The organism is Sphingosinicella sp. SM1-17, assembly GCF_056821765.1.
Genome location: NZ_JBPDIO010000001.1, coordinates 2264329 through 2287295, shown reverse-complemented (window position 1 = coordinate 2287295; position 22967 = coordinate 2264329). Strand labels below are relative to the sequence as shown.

Genomic DNA, 22967 nt, shown 5'->3' with positions numbered 1-22967 from the left:
AAGAACTCGCGGCTCGCTCGCGTCCAAGCCTTGCCGTGGCGAGAAGGGTGCTGGCGCCGGCTATGATCCTGGCGGGAAACCTGGTCGCGCCTTCCCATGCTGCCCAGGTGACGGAGACGTCCATCCTTGTCACCGCACGGCGGGTCGAGGAACGGATCGACGACACGCCGCTGAGCGTGGCTGCCCTCGACGAGAGAGCACTCGATTCAAGCAGCATCGAGACGGTCAGCGACCTCGCCCGCGACGTTCCCAACTTCTCGTCCACACCCAATGGCGTGCTCGGCGTCGAGACGCCGTCGATCCGGGGCATATTCTCAGCCGCGGGGTCAGCGACCGTCGGCCTCTATGTCGATGACATCCCGGTCCAGGTCCGTGCCCTCGGATTCTCGCGCAACATCGATCTCAGGACGTTCGATGTGGAACGGATCGAAGTCATGCGCGGGCCGCAAGGCACGCTGTTCGGTGCGAACTCCATGGGCGGGACGGTCCGCTTCATTACCAGGCAGCCGGACCTGGCGACGAGCGACCTGAGGGCCAGCGGCGAGATCGCCTTCACCGAAGGCGGCGGGATGAGCCATGAGCTGCAAGGGGCGGTTGGCACTCCCCTGGTTCCGGACAAGGTCGGATTTCGCGCGGCCGTCTACCGGCGGGTCGATGCCGGCCATGTCGATCGCGTCGATCCAGGAAGCGGTCAGGTGCGGGCGAGCAATGTCGACCGCGTCTCCGTTCTTGGGCTGCGCGCAGGCCTGAAGCTCGCGCTCGGCGAACGTGCGGAGTTGGTGCCCGCGTTCAGCTACCAGCGGGGCCACCGGGGCGATTATCCCTTCTACGACAGCAAGCTGGGTCCCCATCGTCAGGCGAACATCCTTCCCCAGCCGGCACTCGATCAATTCATCCTGCCGTCCCTCACGGCCCGCTTCGAGCTTGGTGAAGCGACGCTGACCAGTGTTTCGGCCTGGCTTGACCGGGTCGATGAACAGGTCACCGACTATTCGCTGACATTCGGCGAACTCGTTCTCGGCGGTGCCATTCCTGGACTCGTGCCGGTGGGCGGGACTTCGAGCTATTCCGATGTGCGCCAGAGACGGTTCACTCAGGAGCTTCGGATCGCTTCGCCCGAAAATGCTTCCCTGCGCTGGGTTGCGGGCGTCTTCTATCAGCGCTCGAAGCTGGCCCTCGAACAGGAAGTCGTGGAGCCGGGGGTGGAGGATCTCGTCCAGCAGCTGCTCGGCGGGAGCGTCGAGGAGGTTTTCGGAGTGCCGCTGCTCGCCGGCGGTGTGACCTACCGCGGCGCCGAACATCTTCGGGAACGCCAGATTGCGGGCTTTGGTGAGGTGGCGTGGCATCCCCTGCCCGGCCTTGAACTGAGCGGCGGCGCCCGAATCTCGCGTTCTCGACTGGACCTGGAAGTACTTTCCGAAGGGCCCTATGCTGGCGGATCGCTTGGCGGGCCGGCTCGACAGCGCCAGCGCGAGACCCCGATCACGCCGCGGCTGGGCTTGAGCTACCGTCCCGGGCCGGGGCGGCTCTTCTATGTGAGTGTCGGCAAGGGCTTTCGCATCGGCGGTGCCAATCCGCCGGTGCCGAGCGCCAACTGCGGCGAAGACCTGGCGTCCTTCGGCCGTGAGGAGGCGCCCACCTCGTACCGGTCCGACACGCTGTGGAGCTACGAAGCCGGAACGAAGCTCGTGCTCGCGCGCCAGCGACTTCGACTTGCCGCCTCCGTCTTCCGGATCGACTGGAATGGAATCCAGCAGCCGGTCACTCTTCCCAATTGCGGATTCTCCTTCACCGACAATCTGGGCACCGCTCGGAATGAAGGTTTCGAGGCCGAGCTGGACGCTAGCCTTTTTCCCGGACTTCTCGTCAGCGGCTCGATCGGCCTCGTCGAGGCGCGCTTCCGGGAAACGGTGCTCGCCGCTCCCGCCGGCTCCGGCCCGTCCAAGGTCATCGTCGCCCAGGATGACCGGGTTCCGTTCGTTCCCCGCTGGTCAGGCCGGTTGGCAACCGAATATCGGTTCACGATCTCGGGCGAGGGACAGGCGTATTTGCGGGCCTCCTACCGCTTTGCCGGATCCTACCGACGCGCGCCCTCGCCTGGCGCCGTAAGCTACGACCCACGCGTCTATCGCGGATCGGGGTTCGACAGTGTCAACCTCCGCGTCGGCTACGAAACGGACGAGTGGAGGGTCGGCGCCTTCATTCGGAACCTTCTCAACGACCGTTCCGTCCTGTTCAGCAGCGCCGAACTGGTCCCGGCCACCGGAGCGCCGCTTCGGCAGATGACGCTGAGGCCTCGCACTGCCGGAATGACGGCGGCCCTGCGCTTCTGAGCAGACAGCTGCGCAACCCTTGTTCCGGCGAATGCGCATGGCTCTGATTCCCACGACCGCACAGGCTGCACCCTCAACCGCCCCGGAAGTCAGAACCGCATCCGGAACCCCGCATTCGCCCGCAGGCTGTTGCTGTCACCGATGTTCGACAATGCAGTATTGGCCGACAGCTCGGAATAGATGGCGAACCGGCCATCGGCCCAGCTGTAGCTGCCGCCAAGGCCGACTTCGCCCCACAGCCGATCGTCACGGCGAAGCAGCGGCGTTCCGGAAACATCCACCCGGCTGGCGTCCAATATCTCATGCTCGAGATTGGCGAAGCCGTACAGGTGAGTCCGCGCCATGCCCCCGCCCTGCTGCTGCCAGCTCCTCTGGTGATCGAGCGACAGGCCGAGGCGTGCGCGCAGGCTTTCGCCATTGTCGGACGACACCCGCGCCTGGTTGGGATCCAGGAAGGTATCGAACCGCACACGGGAATAAGCGATCTGTGCCTGCGGCGTGATGCTGAGACTTCCGCCGATCGGCACGCGCTGTCCGACCTCCACGCTGAAAGCTTCGCCCGAGCCCTGGCTGTCGTGCGCAAGCGTGCCGAGCACGTCGGATTCGAGATCGCTGTCATACCAGCTGAACTGCGCCTGGGCGTCCGCATAGAAGCCGCCATTGCCGTACCAGGTCAAAGTCGCGCCAAGGCTGTAGCCCTTGGTGTCGATCTCGCCATTGCCGAACCGGGAGCGAACCCGCGCATCGGCGGTGCCGTAGCGCGCGTTCACTCCGCCGATGAGCGTGCCACCATCGGCCTGTGTCAGGGCGGCATCGAACCCGATCTGGAGGCCCCAGCTGTCGGTATCGACATCGCTTCCGCTGGTCGAAACGACCGCGTCCGGACGATGCCGGGCCGCTTCGATGCGGCCCCACATTCCGACTCCGGAAGCGGTGAAGCCCGACCATTGCCGGTTGCCGACCCGCTCCTGAAGCGTGGGCAGGCCATTGAGCGTCTGGAGTGTGCCGGTGTAGCTTTCGTAGAGCGGAACGCCCGGCTGATAGAGCGGTCCCTGAGGCGCGCCGGACCCGTCGAGCAGGGCCGAGCGGAGGTACCAGTCGCCGTCGTTGGGCGACGATACTCCGCCCTGGAACAGCCGATAGCCATAGGCGCCGGCAATGACCGCCGGGCTGCCTTCGAAGCTGTAATCACCGCGCAGCGCGAAGGTACCATTCGAGTCGCCACCGGTGACGTCGACAATCTTGATGCCTTCGACCGTCTGGGCGCCCAGTCCGCCCACGTTGACGACGACCACCTGTGTCGATCCCGAAGTCCCGTTGGTCACCACCAGGCGATCGGCTGGCGAAGCATCGCCGCCGAGCTCGACCTCGATCTCCAGCGTTCCGCCCGCTCCGGTATAGCTGCCGGCTACCGTCAGGGTGCCGATCGAATTTCCCGGAGCGACCGTGCCGGCGTTGACGGTGCTGCAGACGGTGCCCGTGCCTCCCAGACGGGCGCCCGCAAGCACGTTCACGTCGCCGCACAGGCTGCCGTTCACGACCATCGTGCCCTCGACCCGAGTGCTACCGGCGAAAGCCGAATTGTTGCCGGTCAGAAGCAAGGTGCCGCCGCCGCTGCTGGTCAGGGTTCCCGATCCGGTCAGCAGGCCAGCAAAGGTGAAGGTCGTGCCGCTCACCGTCGAAATTGCTCCCGGACCGGCCAGGACGATGTCGCGGGCACTGCTGAGACTGGCGCTGGTCGCGAGCGTTCCGCCGTCCAGGATGACGTTGCCGCTCGCCGCGCCGAGATTGGCGTCGGCCGAGATCCGAACCGTTCCGCCGCTGATCAGGGTGCCGCCCGAATAGCTGTTGGTGCCGCCGAGCACGAGGGTGCCGGCATCCGTCTTGACCAGTTGAGTCGAACCACCCAGGGCCGAGTTGATCGTCGCCGTGAAGCCTGACGACGCTGCGCTGCCGTCACCGACCCGGATCGTCGATTGCGTTCCGGTCAGCTCGATAGCGTCGCCGACGATCGTGTAGCCGTTGGCGGCGAACTGCATTCCGGCCGCAGTGACGGCGCCGAGGCTGGAGTCGACCGTGACATTGCCGCCCAAGCCGCCGAAAATGGCGAAGGCGCCATCGGAATAGGCCAAATTGACCCGGCCGTCGGCATTGGCCCAATTGTCGTTGCCGCCGCCGCCTTGCCAGACGCCGCTGCCGCCATTGATTGTGCCATCATTCTTCGGCCCGGCTCCGCCGTCCCAGAAATTCAGGGTAAGTCCTGCCGAGTTGACCAAATTGACCTGTCCCGCGATCGACGTCTGTACGGACGCGTTGCTGCCGGTCGGCAATGTTCCGAGCGTCAGGCCATTGTTCGTCAGCGATCCGCCATAGTTGAACAAGCGGTAGACGCCGACGTCGAAGCTGCCGCCGGCCGTGACCGAGACATTGATCGTCCCGTCGAGCACAAGGTCGCCGCCGACATTGACGAGGTCATTGAGCGCGCCCCCGGCCACATTGGCTTCGCCAAGGTGGAAGGCGAGCAGGCTTCCGGACGCAAGCGACAGGTCTCCGGCGATGGTGAGCGTCCCCGCCCCGCCGGCCCCCGGCGTCAGGGTGGCACCATCGGCGAGCGTGACGTCGCCGCCGATCGTGCCGGTGCCGCCGAGGCTGGCCCCCGAAGCGACCGCGGTCGGACCGGTTGCTCCCGCAAAATCGCCGTTCACCAGCAACGTGCCCGCGCCGACACTGGTCAGGCCGACATAGGCGCCCGTACCGGCCAGGACGAGCGTGCCGGCTCCGTTCTTGGCCAGGCTGCCCGCACCGGCAAGAGCGCCGCCGAGGGTGAGCGTCGTACCTCCATCGGTGAGGAAGGTGCCGGCGCCGGTGAGCTCCACCGCGCGGACGCTAGTCAGATCCGCCGTCGTGTTGAGCGTGCCGCCGTCGAAACTCAAGCTGCCCGCAGCATCGCCCAGATTAACGTCGCTCGAGATTCGAAGGATGCCGCCATTGATCGCGGTGCCCCCGGTGTAGCTGTTGGCGTCGGTCAGCACGAGCGTGCCCTGATCGGTCTTGACCAGCTGGGTAGCGCCGGCGATTTCGCTGGCGATGGTGGCGGTATAACCCGCCCCTGCCGCCGTTCCGTCGCCGACGCGGATCACGGATTGCGCCCCGGTGAGCGTCAGCGCGTCGCCATCGATCGTATAGCCGTCGACGGCGAACTGCAGACCGGAGGCGGTGACCGCCCCCAGATCATCGTCGATCGTGACCGTCCCGGCGGTACCGGTGAAGATCGCGAAGGCGCCGTCGCTGTAGCCGGCGTTGACCGCGCCGGTCGCATCGGCCCAATTGTCGTTGCCGGTCCCGTTCTGCCAGACCCCGTTGCCGCCGTTGACGGCAGTGTTGAACTTGGGACCGGCCGCGCCGTCCCAGAAGCTCAACGTCGCGCCGCCGAGGTTGATCAGGTTGACCTGGTTGGCGACGGAGGTTTGCACGAAGACGGAGGCGCCCGAGGGCACGGTGCCGATCGCAAGGCCATTGTCGATGAGCGTGCCGCCATAAGTGGCGATCCGGTACAGACCGATGTCGAAGGCGCCGCCCGGCGTCACTGCGACATTGAGGGTGCCGTCCAGCGTCAGGTCTCCGCCGACATTGACCACGTCGTTGAGCGGATCGCCCGGCGCATTGGCCCGGCCGAAGTCGACGGCAAGCAGCGAGCCCGCACCGAGCGACAGGTCGCCATTAATGGTGAGCCCCCCTGCCCCGCCGGCGCCAGGCGCCAGCGTCGCGCCATCGGCAATGACGACATCGCCGCCGATCGTGCCGGTGCCGCCGAGCGTCGCGCCCGAGGCGACGCTGGTAAGGCCCGTCGCGGCCGACTGATTGCCGTTGACCAGCAGCGTACCTGCGATGACGTTTGTGGTGCCGGTATAGCTGTTGGCACCGCTGAAAACGGTGGTCCCGGTGCCGTTCTTCACCAGCCCGCCGCCGACCCCGGAGATGGTGCCTGAGAATGCGGTGTCGTTGCCGGTTCCAAAGGTCAGCGACTTGCTGCCGAGCGCTACGGTTCCCGCGCCCGAAAGGTCGCCGATCGTCGTTCCCGATCCCGCCAGTCCAGCAATTCTGAAGACGGCGCCGGCATTCACGGCGACCGCGCCACCGGAATAAAGCGAGCCGTTGCCGACGAGCTCGAACGTTCCCGCGGCGACGGTCGTGCCGCCGGTATAGCTGTTCGCCTCCAGGAAGCCGACCACACCCGCGGGCGCCGTGATCACCACGCTGCCGCCGGTGCCGCCGCCGATTCCACCGTCTGTGATCGTCCCCGACCAACCGCTGAACGAATTGTTGAATCCGAGCGTCAGTCGTTTGGAGCCAAGCGCGATCGTGCCCGCGGGCCCGGGGTTGAGCTGGATCACGCGCGCGCCGACATCGGTCTGCGAGATGTCGAAGACGGTACCTGCACCCACGATGATATTGCCCCTGCCGATCGTGCCGGCGCCGGCCAATGCCAGCGTACCGCCGGCAATCACGGTGCGGGTGGTGTAGCTGTTGGCACCCGTGAGGGTGAGCGTTCCGGTGCCGACTTTGCCGAAGAAGTTGCCGAACGAGCTGTTAGGACCGTCACCGATAGTGCCGCTCAGCGTCACGTCGAAACCTTGGGTGTCGATGCCATTGGATCCGGCACCGCCCACCAGAATATTGCGTGCCGAGGTGAACGAGGCGCCGGCTTGCAACGTCCCGATCTGCAGCGAGAGCGTGCCGGCCGCATCGCCGAGGTTGGCGTCGCTCGAAACCTGAATCGTGCCGCCGGCGATCGTCGTGCCACCTGCATAGCTGTTGGTGCCGGTCAGCGTCAGGATTCCACTGCCCCGCTTGGTGAGCGATCCGCTGCCCGAAATCGTGCCGTCGAGCGTGAGCGCACCCGAACGGTCGACTACCAGCGCCCCCTCATTGTCGATGTCGCCCGTGATGCTGCCGGTCGCGCCGCCACTACCGATCTGCAGCGTGCCGCCATCGATCGTCGTACCGCCGGTATAGGTGTTGGCGCCGGTCAGGACGAGCGTGCCCGCGCCGTCCTTCGTGAGGCCGGAGGTACCCGCGAGCACCGAATTGATGGTCGTGGTGCTGCTGGCCGTTATTGTTGGTGTCGCACCCGCCAGAGTAATCGCACCGCCGTTCAGCACCCAGCCGTTCGCGCTCTGAAAGGTGATGTTGCGGACGATGATCGGTGCGGTCACGTTGATTGTACCGGCCGTCGTGCCGCTGGTCGTGCCGAAGACAGCGTTGTTCGGATTGTCCGGGTCGTTGACCCACGCAACCCAGTTGCCGAGTACGTCGCTGTTCGTCTGGCTCCAGGATTCGGTCGACGTATCCCAGTTGCCGTTGCCGCCGCTGCCGACCTGCGACCGGTTGGGGTCCCAATAAACCGTATCCTGCGCCTGGGCGATCGGTGGCAGCGCGATGAACGCGAGTGCCGGAATGGAGACACTGCACAACAAGCGCGTGGTTTTTCTTTGGGCGCGATTTCCGCGTCCGGCCTGACTGCTCTTTACGCTCATCGACTCCCCCTCACACGCACGCCTCGTCAACCGGCGCCTGCCAGTCGACGGTCGACCACAGATTTTCGTTTTGAGTTTGGACTGGACGGTAGGGGGCGCCGCCGAGGCGGAGAATCTTCAGGGCCTTAGCGTCGCCACCCCTCACGTCACTCGCTCCCCTGGCAACCCCGCTAGCTCTTTCGAGCCCGGAGGCTTTGCGTCCTGCCGTCGCCGACAGTTTGCCTTTGACCCGAACCTTCCAGCCCGCGAGTGCCGTCGGCACTTGTCCGACTAGTCGATCCGAAACGACTTTCTCATCATTGAGGTTATCGAACCATTACGCAATACCTGCGGATTACGGTATATACACGAGTTCTGCCGGGCCAATTGTAAATCAATGCAAAAATTGCATGAGCATTGATACGAAGACCTGATTGTTTCTAAACGGTAACTAACATTTGCCAGCTTCTGCTGCGACCCGCATATTTATTCTACGTTATACCTTGTGCTGCATCGAACCACGGAAATGGCGAGGAGCTGACGCAAGAAGCTGCTTCGGCCGGGAAGCGCGGGCAAATCCGCTTGACCCGGCCGCCCGGCGCGGCTCGACCGCACCTAATCAAGCCGCGCTCGAAACCTCGCGCCTGGCGGCAACAGCCGAGTTGCCAAAGCGCGGCGCTGTGCTAGCCATTGGCAAAACGAGCGAGAGAGGGTGGGTATGGCGACGACAAGCGACGAAGCCGCTCCGGTAATCGCCAAGCCTCGTATCGGCGCCTATGCCTGGTACGCGCTGTTCGTCCTGGTGCTCGTCTACATCGTCAACTTCATCGACCGGCAGATCCTCTCGATCCTGGTCGGCGACATCAAGCGCGACCTCAACGTTTCCGACGCACAGATCGGCTTTCTGTACGGCACCGCCTTCGCCGTCTTCTACGCCTTGTTCGGCATTCCGCTCGGCCGCCTTGCCGACAGCTGGTATCGCGGGCGGCTAATGGCCATGGGCCTGGCGCTCTGGTCGTCCATGACCGCCTTGTCCGGGTTCGCCAACAGCTTCGGAGTATTGGCCGCGGCCCGAATCGGCGTCGGGATCGGCGAAGCGAGCGCCTCGCCGGCCGCCTATTCGATGATATCGGACAGCTTTCCCAAGGAGCGGCGCGCCACAGCACTCTCCATCTATTCGAGCGGGCTCTATATCGGCGGCGCCCTCAGCCTTCCGATCGGCGGGTTCGTCGTCAGCCGCTGGAACAGCGCCTTTCCCGATCCCGCGGCGGCACCGCTGGGCCTGGCCGGCTGGCAGGCGGCCTTCCTTGCCGTCGGGCTGCCCGGCCTGCTTCTGGCCCTCTGGGTGCTCACGCTGCGCGAGCCGCAGCGTGGCGCATCGGACGGACTGCCGCAACCGGTCGTCCGGCCCAATGCCTGGCGCGATTTCGGCCGCGAGCTGGTGGCGATCCTGCCTCCGCTGACCCTCTTCAACGTCGCGCGCATTCCCGGAGCGCTTCGTACCAATCTGCTGGTGCTCGCTCTGGTTCTGCTGGTCGGCTACGGCCTTTACCGGCTCACCGGCGATGCGCCGCAGTGGATTGCCTACGGCCTGGGCGTCTACGCCATCTTCTCATGGGTGCAGTCGCTCAGGGCCAGGGATCTTCCCGCCTATCGGCTTATCTGGGGCTCACCGATCGTCCTTCTGCTCGCCATCACCTTCGGTAGCATCTCCTTCGTCACTTATGCGACGAGCTTCTGGATCCCTCCCTATGTCGAAGCCTATTTCTATGGCGGCGGCGAAGCCCCGGCCCGCTATCTCGGCGGCCTCAGCGCAAAGGAGGAAGTCGGCTTCATCCTCGGCTGGTCGGCGGCGATTTCCGCCGCGGCCGGGGTCATACTCGGCGGCTATGTCTCCGACCTGTGGCGCCAGCGTGATCCGCGCGGCCGGATCTTCGTCAACATGCTGTCCGCCATTCTGCCCCTGCCGCTGATCGCCTTCATGCTGACGACCGACAACCTGACCGCTTTCTATTGGGTAAACCCGCTTGCCCACATGCTGGCCTCCGCCTGGGTGGGCGCAGCGGTCGCCACCCTCCAGGATCTCGTTCTTCCAAGGATGCGAGCCACGGCCGGTGCCACCTACATTCTCGGCACCACCATGGTCGGACTCGCCCTTGGCCCTTATTATGCAGGCAAGATGTCCGTGCTCACCGGCAGTCTTCAGATGGGCATTGCCGCCCTCTACCTGATGCCGCCTTTGACTTTGATCGGGTTGTGGATCGGCTCGCGCCACCTGGAACGGCTCGAGGCCACGAAGGTTGAGCGCGCTCGCGCCGCGGGCGAGCCGATCTAGACCGCTTCCGAATTCAACCGAGCACGCCGCAGGCGATGCGGGCGCCGCTGTTTCCGCTGGGATTGGTGCGGTAATCGTCCGGGCTGGCGTGGATCATGACCGACGCGCCGTCTGCGTCCAAAAGTGCCAGCGCCCCTCCACCGATCATCGCTCCGGGAACGGTGAATTCAAGCCGTCCTTGGCCATTGGTGCCGACGGCGAGGTTGGGGAGATCGCCGAGATGCGGTCCCTGCGGATTTTGGGCGCCATGCTCCCGCTGGGTGGGATTCCAGTGAGACCCCGCGCTCTCGAAGCCCGGCGGGTCGCAGCGTCCGACGGTGTGAATGTGGGCGGCATAGATTCCGGGAGCGAGCCCCGCCGCCTCCACCCGCAACCGAACGCCGGCATCGGCTTGCGAGGCTTCGGCACGAGCGACAAGCCGGCCCGCGGAGTCGCGAATGTCTGCGGATGCGCTGCCCTGCGGCGGCGACGGAAGCTCATCGGGTGTGGTCGAACAGCCACAAGCCAAAGCCGCTCCAAGGAATATCGCTGAAATCCGTTTCATTCGGTCGCCTCCTTAGCTGGTCAACGTGCCTCCGTCCCTAGCGTTGCAGCGCCATCGCTGAAAGGCGTCCGCTCTGTTCGGAATGCGAACCATGCCGCTCCCAGATCGGCAGAGGTCGACGAGGATCGGGCAAAAAGAAAGGGAGCCGGCCCCAAGGCCGACTCCCAATTCCTTTGCGATCCACCGCCGGAGCGGCGGACCCCTTCTTACCAGCCGGAGCCGGGACCGAAGGTGATTTCCACGCGCCGGTTCTGCGGCTCGCGGACGCCATCGGCAGTCTCGACCAGCGGGCGGCTCTCGCCGAACGCTTCGGTCGTCATCGCGCTTTCCGGAACACCGCGGCCAGCGAGGTACTGGCGCACATTGTCCGCACGGCGCTGCGAGAGGCCGACATTGTAGTCCGCCGCACCCGAACGGTCGGCGTGGCCGGCCAGCACGACGCGGGCATTGCCGGTCTGCTGATAGGAGGCCGCGGCGTTGTCCAGGATCGCGGCCGCCTGCGGAGTGATGTCCGCACGGTCCCAATCGAAGAACACGATGAACGGCCCCGGAGTCACCTGCGGAGGCGGCGGCGGCGGGGGCGGCGGGGGCGGCGGCGGAGGCGGAGGCGGAGGCGGAGGCGGAGGCGGCGGAGGCGGCGGCGGAGCGCCGAAGTTGAAGGTGATGCCGCCGAGCAAGCTGTGCGACCGGAAACGCGTCGAGGAGACGTCGCCCAGCCAGTTCACCGTCTCGATATCGTCGACGTTGAAGAAGCGATAACGCAGCGTCACATCGATATTGTCCGAGATCGCCTGGCGAACGCCGGCCACGATCTGCCATGCAAAGCGCGTGTCGGAGTCGTCGAGGAAGGCGCCCTGGTTGGCGAACAGACGCTGGTTGTTGTAGCTGACACGAGCCACGCCCACGCCGGCACCGACGAACCCGCTGAGGCCTTCATCGTCGCCGAAGTCGAGCATGCCGTTGATCATGAAGCTGAGCGCGGACGAGCTCCCGCCGCCCGCATCGCGAGTGGCCTGGGCCGCAGGCGAACCACCAACACCACCCAAGCCAGGCAGAACGATCGTATTCTCGATCTCGTCGAGACGCGCCCGCTTGTAGGCAGCTTCAGCTTCGATCCGGAACGCGCCAAGATCGTATCCAGCGAAGAGCGCACCGTCAAAGCCGTATTCATGGTCGACTTCGACCTGGGCGTTGCCGCCCGGAATGGTGGGCGAACGGCCGAAATCGTAGCCGATATCCTCAACGATCATCGCACCAAAATCGCCGCCGACATACCAGGCGCCATCGCGCGCCAGTGCCGGGGTCGCGAGCATAGTGGACGACAGCGCCACAACAATGGCGAGCTTCCGCATAATCTTCCCCTTTCTTCTGCGTCCCAAGCGGGAACGACGTGAACTCCTTACGGTAAGCGGAGTTTACGTGCAAGCACGCTTAGCCGCACACCTGTTGCTGAAAAGCCGCAGCTCACCTTTAAGATGAACTGCGGATTACAGACTGGAGCCGTAACGTGCCCCTGCCACTCTGGTTGCACCGCAGCAAGGAACTTTTTCCGATCCGACGGAAACTGTGGCAAAATTGTCGCAGCCGATATTGTCGACGACCTGGATCGATACGCGAAAACTCCTTTCTGAATAAGCACTTGTGTCGATGTTTTCTGTTCACCACCGCCCTGCCGATCGTCTGTCGCGAAGCTGCCGCCAGTGCGGTTCGGGGGTGTCAGCGGCCACTGACCCGCTCGGGCGTGAAGCAGCAATTCCAGGAAGGTCAGCCGCGGTCGGACTGCGGGTCGAGAGGTCAGCGGTCCGTAGCGATCCGCTTGCTTCCGTCCTTGCCGCTTCTTCTTTTCTTTTCGACCCCGGTGGCGTAGGCTTGTCGATTACAAGCAGTAGGGGACTAGCCATGATCTGGTCGATGCTTGCCCTGGTTGCCGCCGCCACTCAGGCCATGGCGACGGATACGACGCGAAGCGCTCGTGAAACCTACACCTCCTGCCTTCGAGGATTGATGGACCGGAGCCTTGGGGCCAGCACTTCGCCGGCCGATTTCGAGGCCGCCATTCCGCGCGAGTGCGGCGCTCAGGAAACGGCGTTCCGAGCCGCCCTCATCCGACGGGAAACCGACCTTCGAGCAACAAGAGCGACCGCCGAGCAGACCGCCGATGAGGAAATCGCCGACGCAAGGACCAACTTCATCGAGCGCTACCAGATGGCAATGGAGCCGCAATAACAGCGCCGACGCACGGGAGTTCAGGCCATTGGAGGCAGGCTCTTCCCTGCCGCAGCCTAGCTCTCGTCGAAGCACATCTCCTTCGCGACAGACCGCAGCTCGGGCAAGAAGAACCGGCGCGGGGGCCGACCGGCCGCCCGGGTTGCCGCAACTCGATCGGGTAAGGTGACCAGATGAATGCCCTGGTCGTCTTCATCGGCGGCGGGCTCGGTGCCCTCTTGCGCTACCAAGTCAGCCGCGCGGCCCTGGCGTGGCTTGGCCCCGAATTCCCTTACGGCACGATCTTCGTGAACATCCTTGGAGGGCTGCTGATGGGCGTAGTCGCCGAGTGGCTGATGATGAGACCGGGAGCGGGTCAGGGCCTTCGGCTTTTTCTGGTCACCGGAATCCTCGGCGGCTTCACGACATTTTCCGCTTTCAGCCTGGATGCCGCGCTGATGTGGCAACGAGGGCAATGGGTCGAGCTCGCCGCCTATGTTGTCGGATCGGTGCTCCTCTCCATTCTCGCCCTCGTCGCCGGAATGGCCACAGCTCGCCTGCTGCTCTAGGTTTCCGACTTCTCCACCGTCCGCATGTAGCTGATTTTTCTGCAGAAACTGCTCCAGATTAGCGGCTGAAGAACGGCTGGCTGCTATTGGGGCGGCCATCCAGGGGGGTGGTGAAGGTGAGGCAAATCCTGAGAAATCGGCTGCCCGAGCGGCTCGGCAGGGCACTGCCACCACGGGTGACGGAGATCGTCGTCGGGGTTGCCGCAGCAGCATTCTTTTTCGGCATTCGACTGCTGCTGTTCCCGTTCACCGGAAGCAGCTCTCCTTATGCGCTCAGCTTCCTGGCCGTCGTCTTGGCATGTTTGCTCGCCGGCTGGCGCAGCGGCCTGATCGCGCTCGGGATCGGACAATCACTGAGCTGGTATTCGCTGGTGCCAATTCAGGGCAGCTTGAAGATGCTCGACGCCGGCGCGCTCAACTCACTGCTCATGGCCAGCATTTCGGAGCTGGTCATCCTGCTCGTGATCACCCTCTACCAGCGAGAGGTGGCGGCAAGCGGGGCACGACGTCAGCGACAGATCGACTTTCTCGGCGAGGCGCTCCGGGAGATCGATCACCGGACCCACAACAATTTCCAGACCGTTCTCGGTCTCATATCGCTCCAGTGCAACCGTGCCACCAATGCCGAGGTCAAAACGGCACTTCAGGAGGCGGCCGATCGGATCCGGGCCGTTTCGCTTGCCTACGAAAAGCTTGCCCTGAGCAGCGTCGGGCTCGGCTGCGTGCGACTCGACGAACATCTTCAGGAATTGTGCGAGCAGATCGGCCGCGGCATTCTGCCGGAAGGGGTCAAGCTGCGCACCGAATTTGTGGAGGCCACGGTCCGCGCCGATTCCGCGATCAGCCTGGGGATCGTCGTCAACGAGCTAGTCACCAATGCCGTCAAGCACGCCTTTCCGGATGGCTGCGGAACCGTCGAGATAAGAAGTCGCCGCGACGGCGAGGCACTCGAGCTTGAAGTCGCCGACAATGGCCGCGGGATCGCGATTCGAACCGGCCGCGAGGGTCTCGGTACCCGATTGGTCGACAGGTTCATCAGACAGATCGGCGGCAGCCATGAACTGGACTCCTCCCCCACTGGAACGACTCATCGAATCCGTCTGCCTTTGCCGGATCCGAAGCGATCGGACAGCGCCAAGGAATCGCAGCCGATAGAAAGAACCCTGGCACGGCTTCCGATCGGGGGAACCCGCCCCGACCTCGCCGGCGCCTGAAAGGGCAATCAGTCCCGTTCGGGGTTTCGGTTGCCGGTCCGCCGGCGCGCCAGTCTCTCCTGGCCTCGCGCCTCCGCGGCTCCGGAAAGCAAGCGGTGCGAGGTTTCGGCAGCCGCTTCGGGAGTCATCGCGACGGCGACCCCGTCGGGCCCGTCGACCAGGACCTGCCCTTCCTCCACCGTCACTTCACTGGCTTCGTCATGGGTCTTGTCGCTCATGGCGGCATAGAAGCCCGAAAGCCTCTCAAGGTTCCGACAGCAGGCGCCCAGCCCCTCATGTCTGCCGTCGTCCAGTTTAGCGGAACACGGGATAGGTCGTGTCGGATTGGCCCCCACAATCGGAATCGATGTTTTCAGAAATATCTCAGCAATTGCTCATGCCGCTCATGGTGCAGCCGAGCCATTCCGCCCCGAGACCAGCAGGGGAGATCAAGGATGGACAGATTGAGCATGAAGAGCAGCGTACAAGCCGGCGGTCTTTGGCGAGCGATTGGCTGGGGGCTTGCGATGCTCCTGCTGCTTCTGCCGCTGGTGGCTATGCAATTCTCCGCGGAGGTGAACTGGACCGCTGGCGATTTCGTCTTTGCGAGCCTGCTGATCGGGATTGTCGGCCTGGCGTTCGAGTTGACTGTGAGGGTATCGGAGAACCGCGCCTTCCGCCTGGGCATTGCTCTGGCTCTCGCAGCCTCATTCCTGATCGTCTGGGCCACCGGAGCGGTCGGAATGATCGGTGACGAAGGCAACGCCTACAACCTTGTCTTCTTTGCGGTCATCGCGTTGGCCCTTGCCGGCGCGACGGTTGCGCGGTTTCAGGCCGCGGGAATGACCTACGCCATGGCGGCCGCGGGCATCGCCCAGATCATTGTCAGCGTCGTTGGAATGTCGGCCGACTTGCGCGGCGGGATCCTCAGCGCGGTCCTTGGCGGCCTCTGGCTCCTGTCTGCGGCGCTGTTTCGCAAGGCCGCCCTCGAATGCCCCCGCCGGCACTGACAAACAAAACGGAGCCCGCCGCGGCAAGGATGAAGCTCAATTGCCCTCGCCGTCCCGCCAGACCTTCACGCTTTGACTGCTCAGTTCGGCGACACCGAAGCTTGTCATGAAAGCGATATCGGCCGCGTCCCGTCCGACGCAGATCCGAACCACGCCATCCGGTGTGGCAAGTCGTGACGGGTCGAGGAGATGCCAGCCATTGTCGAGCCAAACCTCAACCAGAGCGTGGAAGTCAGACGGATCCACATCCCAGCCATAAGCCGAAACAAGCCGGGCCGGGATTCCAGCCGCGCGAGCAAAGGCGGCGAGCAGATGAGCATAATCGCGGCATACGCCCCGACGCGACACGAAAGTGTCGACGGCCGTCGTCGTCGAATCGCTGCTCCCCGAACGATAGTCGAGCCTTCGGTGGATCCAGTCCGCCATCGCGACCAGCTTGGCGCCTCCTGCCAATCCGCCGAACTCACGCTCGACGAACGATTCGAAGCGATCCGCCTCGCAATAGCGGCTCGGCCAGAGATAGGAGATGATCTCGGCTGGCAAGGTCCGCTGGGGCATGGCGGCAAGAGATGCGATATCGCTCAGCGGCCGGTCGACGTCGACGACCGCGCGGTAGACGGCCACAAACGGACCTTCAGCCTCCATCCATGTCCGACGGCCTACCCCATCCTGGCCGTCTAGCGGCCTCAGCGGCCCTGCTCCATTGATCGTGAGCAGGTCCTCGACCAGTCTTTGGTCCGGCAGCTGCGCTACTTCGACAGCCAGCAAGAGGTCCGTCGGAGCGGCAAACCGATAGTTGAGCTCAACCTCGATATTCAGCCGCATGCTGCCGCCTCCCGATGGCGCGGCAAGTAGCAGATCAGGAAGTTTTCGCCACGAATTCCCGCGGCAGTCGGACCCGACTTAGGGAGCCACTGGCAAAGTCCCGGTTGCGCCGGCTTTCGCCAGCTCCCGACCCGGATCGAGATAATGCGGCCCCGCACCTTCCTTGCCGGCAGAGTCGCCAGGGTTGCGCAACGGGCACTGATCGACGGAAAGACAGCCACAGCCGATACAGCCGTCCAGTCGGTCCCGCAGCAAGATGAGCTGGGCGATTCGTCGATCGAGTTCGCCCCGCCATTCGGCTGCGAGCTTCGCCCATTCCGACTTTCCCGGCGTTCGGTCCCCCGGAAGCGAAGCGAAGCGAGACCTGATCTCGGCAAGCGAGATTCCCAGCTGCTGCGCCACCTTGATGATCGCAATGCGCCGCAAGGCCGCGCGCTCGTAGCGCCGCTGGTTTCCGCCCGAGCGCCAGCCCTCAATCAGGCCCTTTCGCTCGTAGAAGTGAATGGCGGAAACAGCGACGCCGCTTCGTCGCGCAAGCTCTCCGACCGTCAATATCTTCGGCAACGGCTTCGAAGGCTCCGGATTCATCGCTTGACCTCAACTAATGTTCAGGTTCCATAGACGGAGCTCCTGCTGTTCCGCAAGCTGGAGGAAGCCATGAACGAGCCGATGATCAGCCTCGAAGTCACCACCGCTCGAAAGCAGGAGCGTCGATTTGCGACTTATGCTTCAAGCTCGATCGCGTTGGACCCGAACCTTCCGTCCGACCGACCCGCGTCTCCAACATCCCTCGAGCGCGCAATGAACCGCCAGTCCATCCTGGTGCGCCGAATCTGAAGCCGCACGGCGGTCAGGCGGCTTGCGCCCAATCATAGGTCAGGCAAGACGGTCGCATGGCAGAGACCGAATCCTCCATCCGCCCGAAGCTCGCGACGCCGTCGGGCTGGCTCGACCTGTTTCAGCAATTTCCTGGCTTCGTCATGATCACCTCGGGCGAGGATCATTTCGTCGAGTTCGCCAACACCGCCCTTTGCGAACTGACACGCTATCGCGACATCGTCGGGCGCCCCCTTGGCGAAGCGCTGCCGGAACTGAAGGAACAGGGATTTCTCGAGCTTCGCGATCAAGTTCTCGAAACCGGCAAGCCGCACCGCGGTCTCGGCGTTCCGTTCCAGATCCGCCGGGGCACCGACGGCCCGCTGGAAAACGGTTTCATCGATTTCGTCTATCAGCCGATCCTCAACGCCGATGGAAAGGTCGAGGGGATCATCTTCGCCGGCTACGACATCACCGACCAGAAGCTGGCACAGGATCGGATTCGGATGTTACAAGCGGAGCTGGTCCATATCTCGCGGGCGAGCGCGATGGGAGCGATGGCGATCACGCTCGCCCACGAGCTCAACCAGCCGCTGGCAGCCATCAGCAACTATGCCGCGGCCGCGCACCGACTCTTGGCGTCGGACCCGCCGAGCGTCGACGAGCTGTCGATCGTCATCTCCGACATTGCGGGAGCCGCCCGCCGCGCCGGCGACATCATTCGGCGTTCTCGGGACATGATCGGAAAAGGGCGGCCGCGGCGATGCCGGTTCGACCTCGCCGGGGCGGTGCGCGAAGCGATCGCCCTTGGCCTAATCGATTCTTCGAGGCTCGGAATCGCCGTCCGAGTCGACCTCGCTCCGGACCTCGCCGTTTCCGGAGATCAGGTGCAGCTTCAGCAGGTCGTGCTCAATCTGCTTCGCAATGCCGTGGAAGCGATGGAGGGGAGCGAGATCCGCAAGCTGGAGATCGTCACTCGAAAAGCAGGCGATGAGGCGGAGCTGGCAATCAGCGACTCGGGGGAAGGCTTGTCGCCGGAAGTCAGGAGCTGGCTCTTCGAGCCGTTCGTCACCACCAAGGAGAATGGCCTCGGCGTCGGACTTTCGATTTGCAGGACCATCGTCGAATCGATCGGTGGCGACATTCGGGCGGAGGACCGACCGGAAGGCGGCACCTGCTTCCGCGTCAGGCTGCCCCTCGCGACGTAGCGGCTCCACAGGTAAATGCGGAGACTCCGAGAGAATCAATCGCCGGTCAGAACAAGGCCGACAGCGGCCGCCTCTGAAGTCGCGCCCTCAGCGCCTCGAGGCTTACCTGACTTGCCGCCTGCTGCTTGTCCTCAGCCGAGATCACCCGAGCGAGATGAGCCAAGGTCTGGTTGATCTGGTCGATGGCCTGAAGCTGGCTGGAATGCCGGTTGAGAAGGATCGGGTCGGACACCAAAGTGCTGCCGAGCTGGTCGAGGTGGCGGCGAACACATTCGATTTCCTCCGCGATCCGGTGATCGAGAGCATCTTCCGAGGGTGCGAGCGCCGGCGGTGGCGGCCTGAACAAGGTGGGGCGGGCCTTCACCTCGGCGCGCACCGCCGCCACCAGTTCGTCGACCTGGCGCTGATGTTCGGACGGGTGATAAGTGGAAGGAGCGGCGGTTCCGGACATATGGGGCAATTACGGGGTGAACCGTAAATGTCCGACTAACGACGTGGTCGACGGAGCCGGAGCCGCCGTCTCAGCCCGCCGAGCAGACGGTGCTGGGCGAGCGGCTCGAAGGCGTCGCCGGCGCTTTCGGGATCGGCGATCTCGCTCTTGGCCACAGCCTCCGATGCCGCTGTGAAACCTGGCGGTTCGAATGGAACGAGGCTTCGACCGGGGCCGCGCAATTGCTCGATCGCGGCAATCAGCGACCCTGAATCTGCCATAGCTTGGGAAACCCGCTCAGACGCCACCCCGAGATGTTCGCCAATCAGGCTGAACCGCAGCTCCGCAATCCGTTGCTCACGCCCGCGATTGGCAGTGCGGGCCGCGTCGATCACCACGTCGCACTCCGTATCGAGCCCCATCGAACGATTGTTCAGATTGGCCGATCCTACGCGCAGCATCCGGTCGTCAACGATCGTCACCTTGGCATGGACGTAGATGTCCTGTCCCTTCTTGGTGACCGGCGTGTAGATTCGGAACCTCTTTTTGTGGTCCGCCTTGCGGAGTTCCTCGACGAGCTTCGCTCGAGCGGCTCCCATCACCGTATCGTCCAGCCAGTTTTCCCCCGTTCTCGGGTTCACGAGAACGAACTCGGGCGGATCGGGTTCGCTCAGGCGATCGGCGATCGCCTCGGCGATGACTCGAGACGCGAAATATTGATTTTCGGCATAGACGAAGCGCCTCGCGCTCCGGATCATGTCGAGGAACAGAGCCTCGATTTCGCGAAGCTCCTGATGTTCGCCATTCTCCCCCCGGGTGCGGGCGACCGCCACCTCCACGTTGCGAAAGTGCGGCTCGAGCTCGTCCGGCCAAGGGTCGCAAGGGCCGTCGGTGCAATCAAGCGCCTCACCGCAGGCCATCTTCCACCGGTGGCGTCCGAGATCGCCGAGCGCGCGTGCCGCGTCTCCCTCAAGCGCCATCGTCGCATCGTGCCAGGGTCCGTAGCGGCGATGGGTCGTCGGTCGAATTCGCCCCGGCTCATCGTCGCGGTGATCGCGAGTGTCCCAGCGCGAACCCGTCATGTCGATTCCACCGCAAAAAGCCAGGGCATCGTCGATCACGAGGATCTTGTGATGGTGGCTGCAGTGGCGCGGGGGCGTGCTATCGAGCTTGAAGTCGATGCTTCTGTTGAACAATCGCCAGGCGGCCATCCGCGCCAACGTCGTCCCGCGTCCCAGCAGCCGGTATACTTCCCCATCCCAAGCCAGGATCCGGATGCGCAAACCCGGCCTGTGCCTCGCCAGCCAGGAGATGAAAGGCCCGAGGTGAATCGGCGCTTCCCCATCTTCTTCCCTCTCGATCAGCTTCAGTCGGGTATCCAGATCCCATCCCATCAGGAGGATCTGGGATTTCGCTTTCAGCATCGCTGCGCGCGCCAGCCGAAAATAGTCGGCCGCATCGACGATAAGTGACGCCCGGCTCGCCCGTTCGATCCGCCAGCAGTTGCGGCCCGGTTCAAGCAGCGATTCGGCTTCGATGCGGGATGAGGAGTCTTCGAGCATGTGCGCAGAACGAGACAGTCGCAACGAAGTTTCGCATCCGAAAGGAACGAAAATAATCGCCTTTGGCGCTCCCGCGGCAAGCGCGACCCTGCTTTTCGAGGAGCTGCTCAGCGGGTGCCGTTTCGGGACTTTTCGAAAGCGGTCACGATCGCACTTGCCATTGTGGTCGGTCCATAAGGCTTGCTCAGGAGCTCGAACTCGTTGCGCATGTCGGGCGACAGTTCGTTGCTATAGCCCGTGGCCAGCAGGATCGGCAGGTTCGGAGCTTCGCTGCGGATTCGCCGGGCCATTTCGACGCCGCTCATTCCCGGCATCACGACGTCCGAGAAAACCAGGTCGACCGCCTCGTTGCGGAGGAGGGAGAGCGCCTCGTCGGCGTCCGATGATTCCATGACCTGGCAATGAAGGTCCTCGAGCATGTTCCGGGCAAATTCGCGGACCTGGTCATTGTCCTCGACCAGCAGGACTCGAAGCCCGGAGGGGATCGCAGCCTGTGGTCCGCTGTCCAGTTCCTCGACCAACGGTTTTTCGGTGCGCGGCAGCAGGATCCGCAAGGTCGTCCCCTGGCCCGGCGTCGAGTCGATTTCGGCCCGGCCTCCGGACTGCGCGGCGAAGCCGTGGATCTGCGAAAGGCCGAGGCCAGTGCCCTTGCCGACCGGCTTGGTCGTGAAGAAGGGTTCGAACACGCGCTCCATCAGCTCGGGATCGATCCCCTCCCCGGTGTCGCTGATCGAGATGCAGACCTTGTCTCCTTCCGCCTCCGCTTTGTTTTCGGTGACAATCGTCAGGGTTCCGCCGTCGGGCATGGCGTCGCGCGCGTTGATGACGGCGTTGAGGATGGCGGCCTCGAGGCCGGTCGGGTCGACTTCCGTCCGCCACAATGACGGGTCGAGCCGCAGGCGGAGTTCGTGCCGGCTGCCAAGGCTTCGCCGGATCAATTCGCTGAAGGCGTCGAGCCGGAGATTGAGGTCGATCACCTCCGGCTTCAGCGGCTGCCGACGGCCGAATGCCAGCAATTGCTGAGTTAGCTTGGTCGCCCGATCGACCGTTTCCGCGATCGCCTGAAGATAGCGTTCCCGCTTGTCCTCCGGCAGGTCGCGGCGCTTGAGAAGCAGGTCCACGGAGCCACCGATCACGGTCATCAGATTGTTGAAATCGTGGGCGATCCCACCGGTCAGCTCGCCGAGCGCCTGCAGCTTCTGGGCCTGGAGCAGCGCCGCCCGGGTTTCCTCCAGTTTTTCCTGTGCCCGCTTCCGTTCAGTGGCGTCGCGGGTGACCTTGGCAAAGCCCACATGCTCGCCGACCTCGTTGTAGATCGGGTCGATCAGGACGTGGGCCCAGAACAGCGTGCCGTCCTTGCGAACGCGCCAGGCCTCCCTTTCATACTTGCCTTCTCGAAGGGCGGTTTCGAGCGCCCGCGCGGGCTCGCCGGATGCCCGGTCCTGCTCCGTGTAGAAGCGCGAGAAATGCTGGCCGACAATCTCGGACTCTTCATAGCCCTTGATCGCCTGGGCGCCCTGATTCCAATTGGTGATCCGGCCATCCGTGTCGAGCATGTAGATGGCGTAATCGCGCACCCCCTGAACGAGCAGGCGGAAGCGCTGCTCGCTTTCGTACAACGCCCTTTCCTGCTCGCGGCGCTCAGTGACGTCGCGAGTGATCTTCGCGAAGCCGATCAGCTTGCCTTCCTCGTCCCTGATGGGATCCACGACGACGTGGGCAAGAAAGCGCCTGCCATCCTTCCTAACCCGCCAGCCCTCGCCTTCGAACCGGCCCTCCTCTTCTGCCGTCTTCAAGATCTTCGACGGCATCCCCTCGCGCCGGCTTTCGGGCGGGAAGAATTTGGAGAAATGATCGCCGATGACCTCGTCGGCTTCGTAGCCCTTGAACCGACGCGCTCCCGCGTTCCAGCTGACGATATGTCCGCGCGGGTCGAGCATGTAGATGGCATAGTCGGTGACCGAGTTGACGAGGATCTGGAAGCGCTGCTCGCTCCTTCGAAGTGCCTCCTCAGCCTGCTTGCGTGCGGTGATGTCGCGAGTGATCTTGGCGTAGCCGAGCAGAGTGCCATCCTCTCCCCGGATCGGGTCGAGAACCGCGTTGGCCCAAAACCGGGTACCGTCTTTGCGGACGCGCCAGCCCTCCGCCTCGAACCGCCCCTCCCTGGCTGCAATGCGAAGGGCCCGCCCTGGCAAGTCGGCGGCACGATCCTCATCCGTGAAGAAACGGGAAAAATGCTGGCCGACAATCTCGTCGGCGGAATAGCCCTTGAAGCGCTCGGCGCCCGGATTCCAGGTCACGATCCGGCCTTCGGGATCGAGCATGTAAATCGCATAATCGGTCACCGAGTTGACCAGCAACTCGAACCGACGGTCAGCCAGGTGCGTTTCAAACGCGCCGGAATGGGCCATGAAAATATCC

Annotated in this window: 17 protein-coding genes and 1 riboswitch; of the genes, 8 read left to right on the top strand and 9 right to left on the bottom strand. The window is 64.2% G+C overall.

Going from position 1 to position 22967, the window contains the following annotated elements:
* The first annotated feature begins 62 nt into the window (after positions 1–62).
* A complete protein-coding gene (locus tag ACRYLT_RS11420; RefSeq protein WP_482664220.1) occupies positions 63–2333 on the top strand; it encodes a TonB-dependent receptor in 2271 nt (756 codons plus the stop codon).
* 89 nt (positions 2334–2422) lie between these two features.
* Here the strand turns inward: ACRYLT_RS11420 and ACRYLT_RS11415 are convergent, their stop codons facing one another.
* On the bottom strand, positions 2423–7870 hold the full coding sequence (locus ACRYLT_RS11415; protein WP_482664219.1) for an autotransporter outer membrane beta-barrel domain-containing protein: 5448 nt from the start codon (positions 7868–7870) through the stop codon (positions 2423–2425).
* A 157-nt stretch (positions 7871–8027) separates the two neighbouring features.
* A riboswitch (cyclic di-GMP riboswitch) is annotated at positions 8028–8103 on the bottom strand.
* 464 nt (positions 8104–8567) lie between these two features.
* Between ACRYLT_RS11415 and ACRYLT_RS11410 the strand changes: the two genes are divergently transcribed.
* Positions 8568–10184, top strand: coding sequence for a spinster family MFS transporter (locus ACRYLT_RS11410; protein WP_482664218.1), 1617 nt, complete (start codon positions 8568–8570; stop codon positions 10182–10184).
* 13 nt (positions 10185–10197) lie between these two features.
* Here ACRYLT_RS11410 and ACRYLT_RS11405 read toward each other — a convergent pair whose 3' ends face one another.
* Both ACRYLT_RS11405 and ACRYLT_RS11400 read right to left on the bottom strand, forming a co-directional pair.
* The gene (locus ACRYLT_RS11405; RefSeq protein WP_482664217.1) at positions 10198–10728 is read right to left on the bottom strand and encodes a superoxide dismutase family protein; all 531 of its coding nucleotides are present in this window, start codon (positions 10726–10728) and stop codon (positions 10198–10200) included.
* A 206-nt stretch (positions 10729–10934) separates the two neighbouring features.
* Positions 10935–12080, bottom strand: coding sequence for an OmpA family protein (locus ACRYLT_RS11400; RefSeq protein WP_482664216.1), 1146 nt, complete (start codon positions 12078–12080; stop codon positions 10935–10937).
* Positions 12081–12627: 547 nt separating this feature from the next.
* On the opposite strand from ACRYLT_RS11400, the gene ACRYLT_RS11395 reads away from it, so the two are divergent.
* From ACRYLT_RS11395 to ACRYLT_RS11385, 3 genes are all read left to right on the top strand, one after another.
* Positions 12628–12954 (top strand): hypothetical protein, encoded by a 327-nt coding sequence (locus tag ACRYLT_RS11395; RefSeq protein ID WP_482664215.1) that lies wholly within the window; start codon positions 12628–12630, stop codon positions 12952–12954.
* Positions 12955–13127: 173 nt separating this feature from the next.
* Complete coding sequence (gene crcB / locus ACRYLT_RS11390; RefSeq protein WP_482664214.1) at positions 13128–13502, top strand: fluoride efflux transporter CrcB; 375 nt, start codon at positions 13128–13130, stop codon at positions 13500–13502.
* A 116-nt stretch (positions 13503–13618) separates the two neighbouring features.
* The gene (locus ACRYLT_RS11385) at positions 13619–14716 is read left to right on the top strand and encodes a sensor histidine kinase (RefSeq protein WP_482664213.1); all 1098 of its coding nucleotides are present in this window, start codon (positions 13619–13621) and stop codon (positions 14714–14716) included.
* A gap of 8 nt (positions 14717–14724) precedes the next feature.
* Here the strand turns inward: ACRYLT_RS11385 and ACRYLT_RS11380 are convergent, their stop codons facing one another.
* Positions 14725–14934 carry a hypothetical protein gene (locus tag ACRYLT_RS11380; RefSeq protein WP_482664212.1) on the bottom strand — a complete coding sequence of 70 codons (210 nt, stop codon included), beginning with the start codon at positions 14932–14934 and terminating at the stop codon, positions 14725–14727.
* A 216-nt stretch (positions 14935–15150) separates the two neighbouring features.
* Here ACRYLT_RS11380 and ACRYLT_RS11375 point away from each other — a divergent pair, with 216 nt between their 5' ends.
* Complete coding sequence (locus ACRYLT_RS11375) at positions 15151–15705, top strand: hypothetical protein (RefSeq protein ID WP_482664211.1); 555 nt, start codon at positions 15151–15153, stop codon at positions 15703–15705.
* 36 nt (positions 15706–15741) lie between these two features.
* Here ACRYLT_RS11375 and ACRYLT_RS11370 read toward each other — a convergent pair whose 3' ends face one another.
* Both ACRYLT_RS11370 and soxR read right to left on the bottom strand, forming a co-directional pair.
* Entirely contained in the window at positions 15742–16530 is a 789-nt protein-coding gene (locus ACRYLT_RS11370) for a transglutaminase-like domain-containing protein (protein WP_482664210.1), read from the bottom strand.
* Between the two features lie 78 nt (positions 16531–16608).
* A complete protein-coding gene (gene soxR, locus ACRYLT_RS11365) occupies positions 16609–17118 on the bottom strand; it encodes a redox-sensitive transcriptional activator SoxR (RefSeq protein WP_482664209.1) in 510 nt (169 codons plus the stop codon).
* 69 nt (positions 17119–17187) lie between these two features.
* On the opposite strand from soxR, the gene ACRYLT_RS11360 reads away from it, so the two are divergent.
* Both ACRYLT_RS11360 and ACRYLT_RS11355 read left to right on the top strand, forming a co-directional pair.
* Complete coding sequence (locus ACRYLT_RS11360; RefSeq protein WP_482664208.1) at positions 17188–17367, top strand: hypothetical protein; 180 nt, start codon at positions 17188–17190, stop codon at positions 17365–17367.
* 56 nt (positions 17368–17423) lie between these two features.
* A complete protein-coding gene (locus tag ACRYLT_RS11355; protein WP_482664207.1) occupies positions 17424–18554 on the top strand; it encodes a sensor histidine kinase in 1131 nt (376 codons plus the stop codon).
* A 46-nt stretch (positions 18555–18600) separates the two neighbouring features.
* On the opposite strand, the gene ACRYLT_RS11350 is transcribed toward ACRYLT_RS11355, so the two are convergent.
* From ACRYLT_RS11350 to ACRYLT_RS11340, 3 genes are all read right to left on the bottom strand, one after another.
* On the bottom strand, positions 18601–19005 hold the full coding sequence (locus tag ACRYLT_RS11350; RefSeq protein ID WP_482664206.1) for a hypothetical protein: 405 nt from the start codon (positions 19003–19005) through the stop codon (positions 18601–18603).
* 35 nt (positions 19006–19040) lie between these two features.
* Entirely contained in the window at positions 19041–20570 is a 1530-nt protein-coding gene (locus ACRYLT_RS11345; protein ID WP_482664205.1) for a phospholipase D-like domain-containing protein, read from the bottom strand.
* A gap of 83 nt (positions 20571–20653) precedes the next feature.
* Positions 20654–22957 (bottom strand): hybrid sensor histidine kinase/response regulator, encoded by a 2304-nt coding sequence (locus tag ACRYLT_RS11340; protein ID WP_482664204.1) that lies wholly within the window; start codon positions 22955–22957, stop codon positions 20654–20656.
* Positions 22958–22967 lie beyond the last annotated feature (10 nt).

Coding starts and splice junctions, on each gene's coding strand:
- ACRYLT_RS11420 (WP_482664220.1), top strand. CDS start 63: ATGATCCTGGCGGGAAACCTGGTCGCGCCTTCCCATGCTGCCCAGGTG.
- ACRYLT_RS11415 (WP_482664219.1), bottom strand. CDS start 7,870: ATGAGCGTAAAGAGCAGTCAGGCCGGACGCGGAAATCGCGCCCAAAGA.
- ACRYLT_RS11410 (WP_482664218.1), top strand. CDS start 8,568: ATGGCGACGACAAGCGACGAAGCCGCTCCGGTAATCGCCAAGCCTCGT.
- ACRYLT_RS11405 (WP_482664217.1), bottom strand. CDS start 10,728: ATGAAACGGATTTCAGCGATATTCCTTGGAGCGGCTTTGGCTTGTGGC.
- ACRYLT_RS11400 (WP_482664216.1), bottom strand. CDS start 12,080: ATGCGGAAGCTCGCCATTGTTGTGGCGCTGTCGTCCACTATGCTCGCG.
- ACRYLT_RS11395 (WP_482664215.1), top strand. CDS start 12,628: ATGATCTGGTCGATGCTTGCCCTGGTTGCCGCCGCCACTCAGGCCATG.
- crcB (WP_482664214.1), top strand. CDS start 13,128: ATGAATGCCCTGGTCGTCTTCATCGGCGGCGGGCTCGGTGCCCTCTTG.
- ACRYLT_RS11380 (WP_482664212.1), bottom strand. CDS start 14,934: ATGAGCGACAAGACCCATGACGAAGCCAGTGAAGTGACGGTGGAGGAA.
- ACRYLT_RS11375 (WP_482664211.1), top strand. CDS start 15,151: ATGGACAGATTGAGCATGAAGAGCAGCGTACAAGCCGGCGGTCTTTGG.
- ACRYLT_RS11370 (WP_482664210.1), bottom strand. CDS start 16,530: ATGCGGCTGAATATCGAGGTTGAGCTCAACTATCGGTTTGCCGCTCCG.
- soxR (WP_482664209.1), bottom strand. CDS start 17,118: ATGAATCCGGAGCCTTCGAAGCCGTTGCCGAAGATATTGACGGTCGGA.
- ACRYLT_RS11360 (WP_482664208.1), top strand. CDS start 17,188: ATGAACGAGCCGATGATCAGCCTCGAAGTCACCACCGCTCGAAAGCAG.
- ACRYLT_RS11355 (WP_482664207.1), top strand. CDS start 17,424: ATGGCAGAGACCGAATCCTCCATCCGCCCGAAGCTCGCGACGCCGTCG.
- ACRYLT_RS11350 (WP_482664206.1), bottom strand. CDS start 19,005: ATGTCCGGAACCGCCGCTCCTTCCACTTATCACCCGTCCGAACATCAG.
- ACRYLT_RS11340 (WP_482664204.1), bottom strand. CDS start 22,957: ATGGCCCATTCCGGCGCGTTTGAAACGCACCTGGCTGACCGTCGGTTC.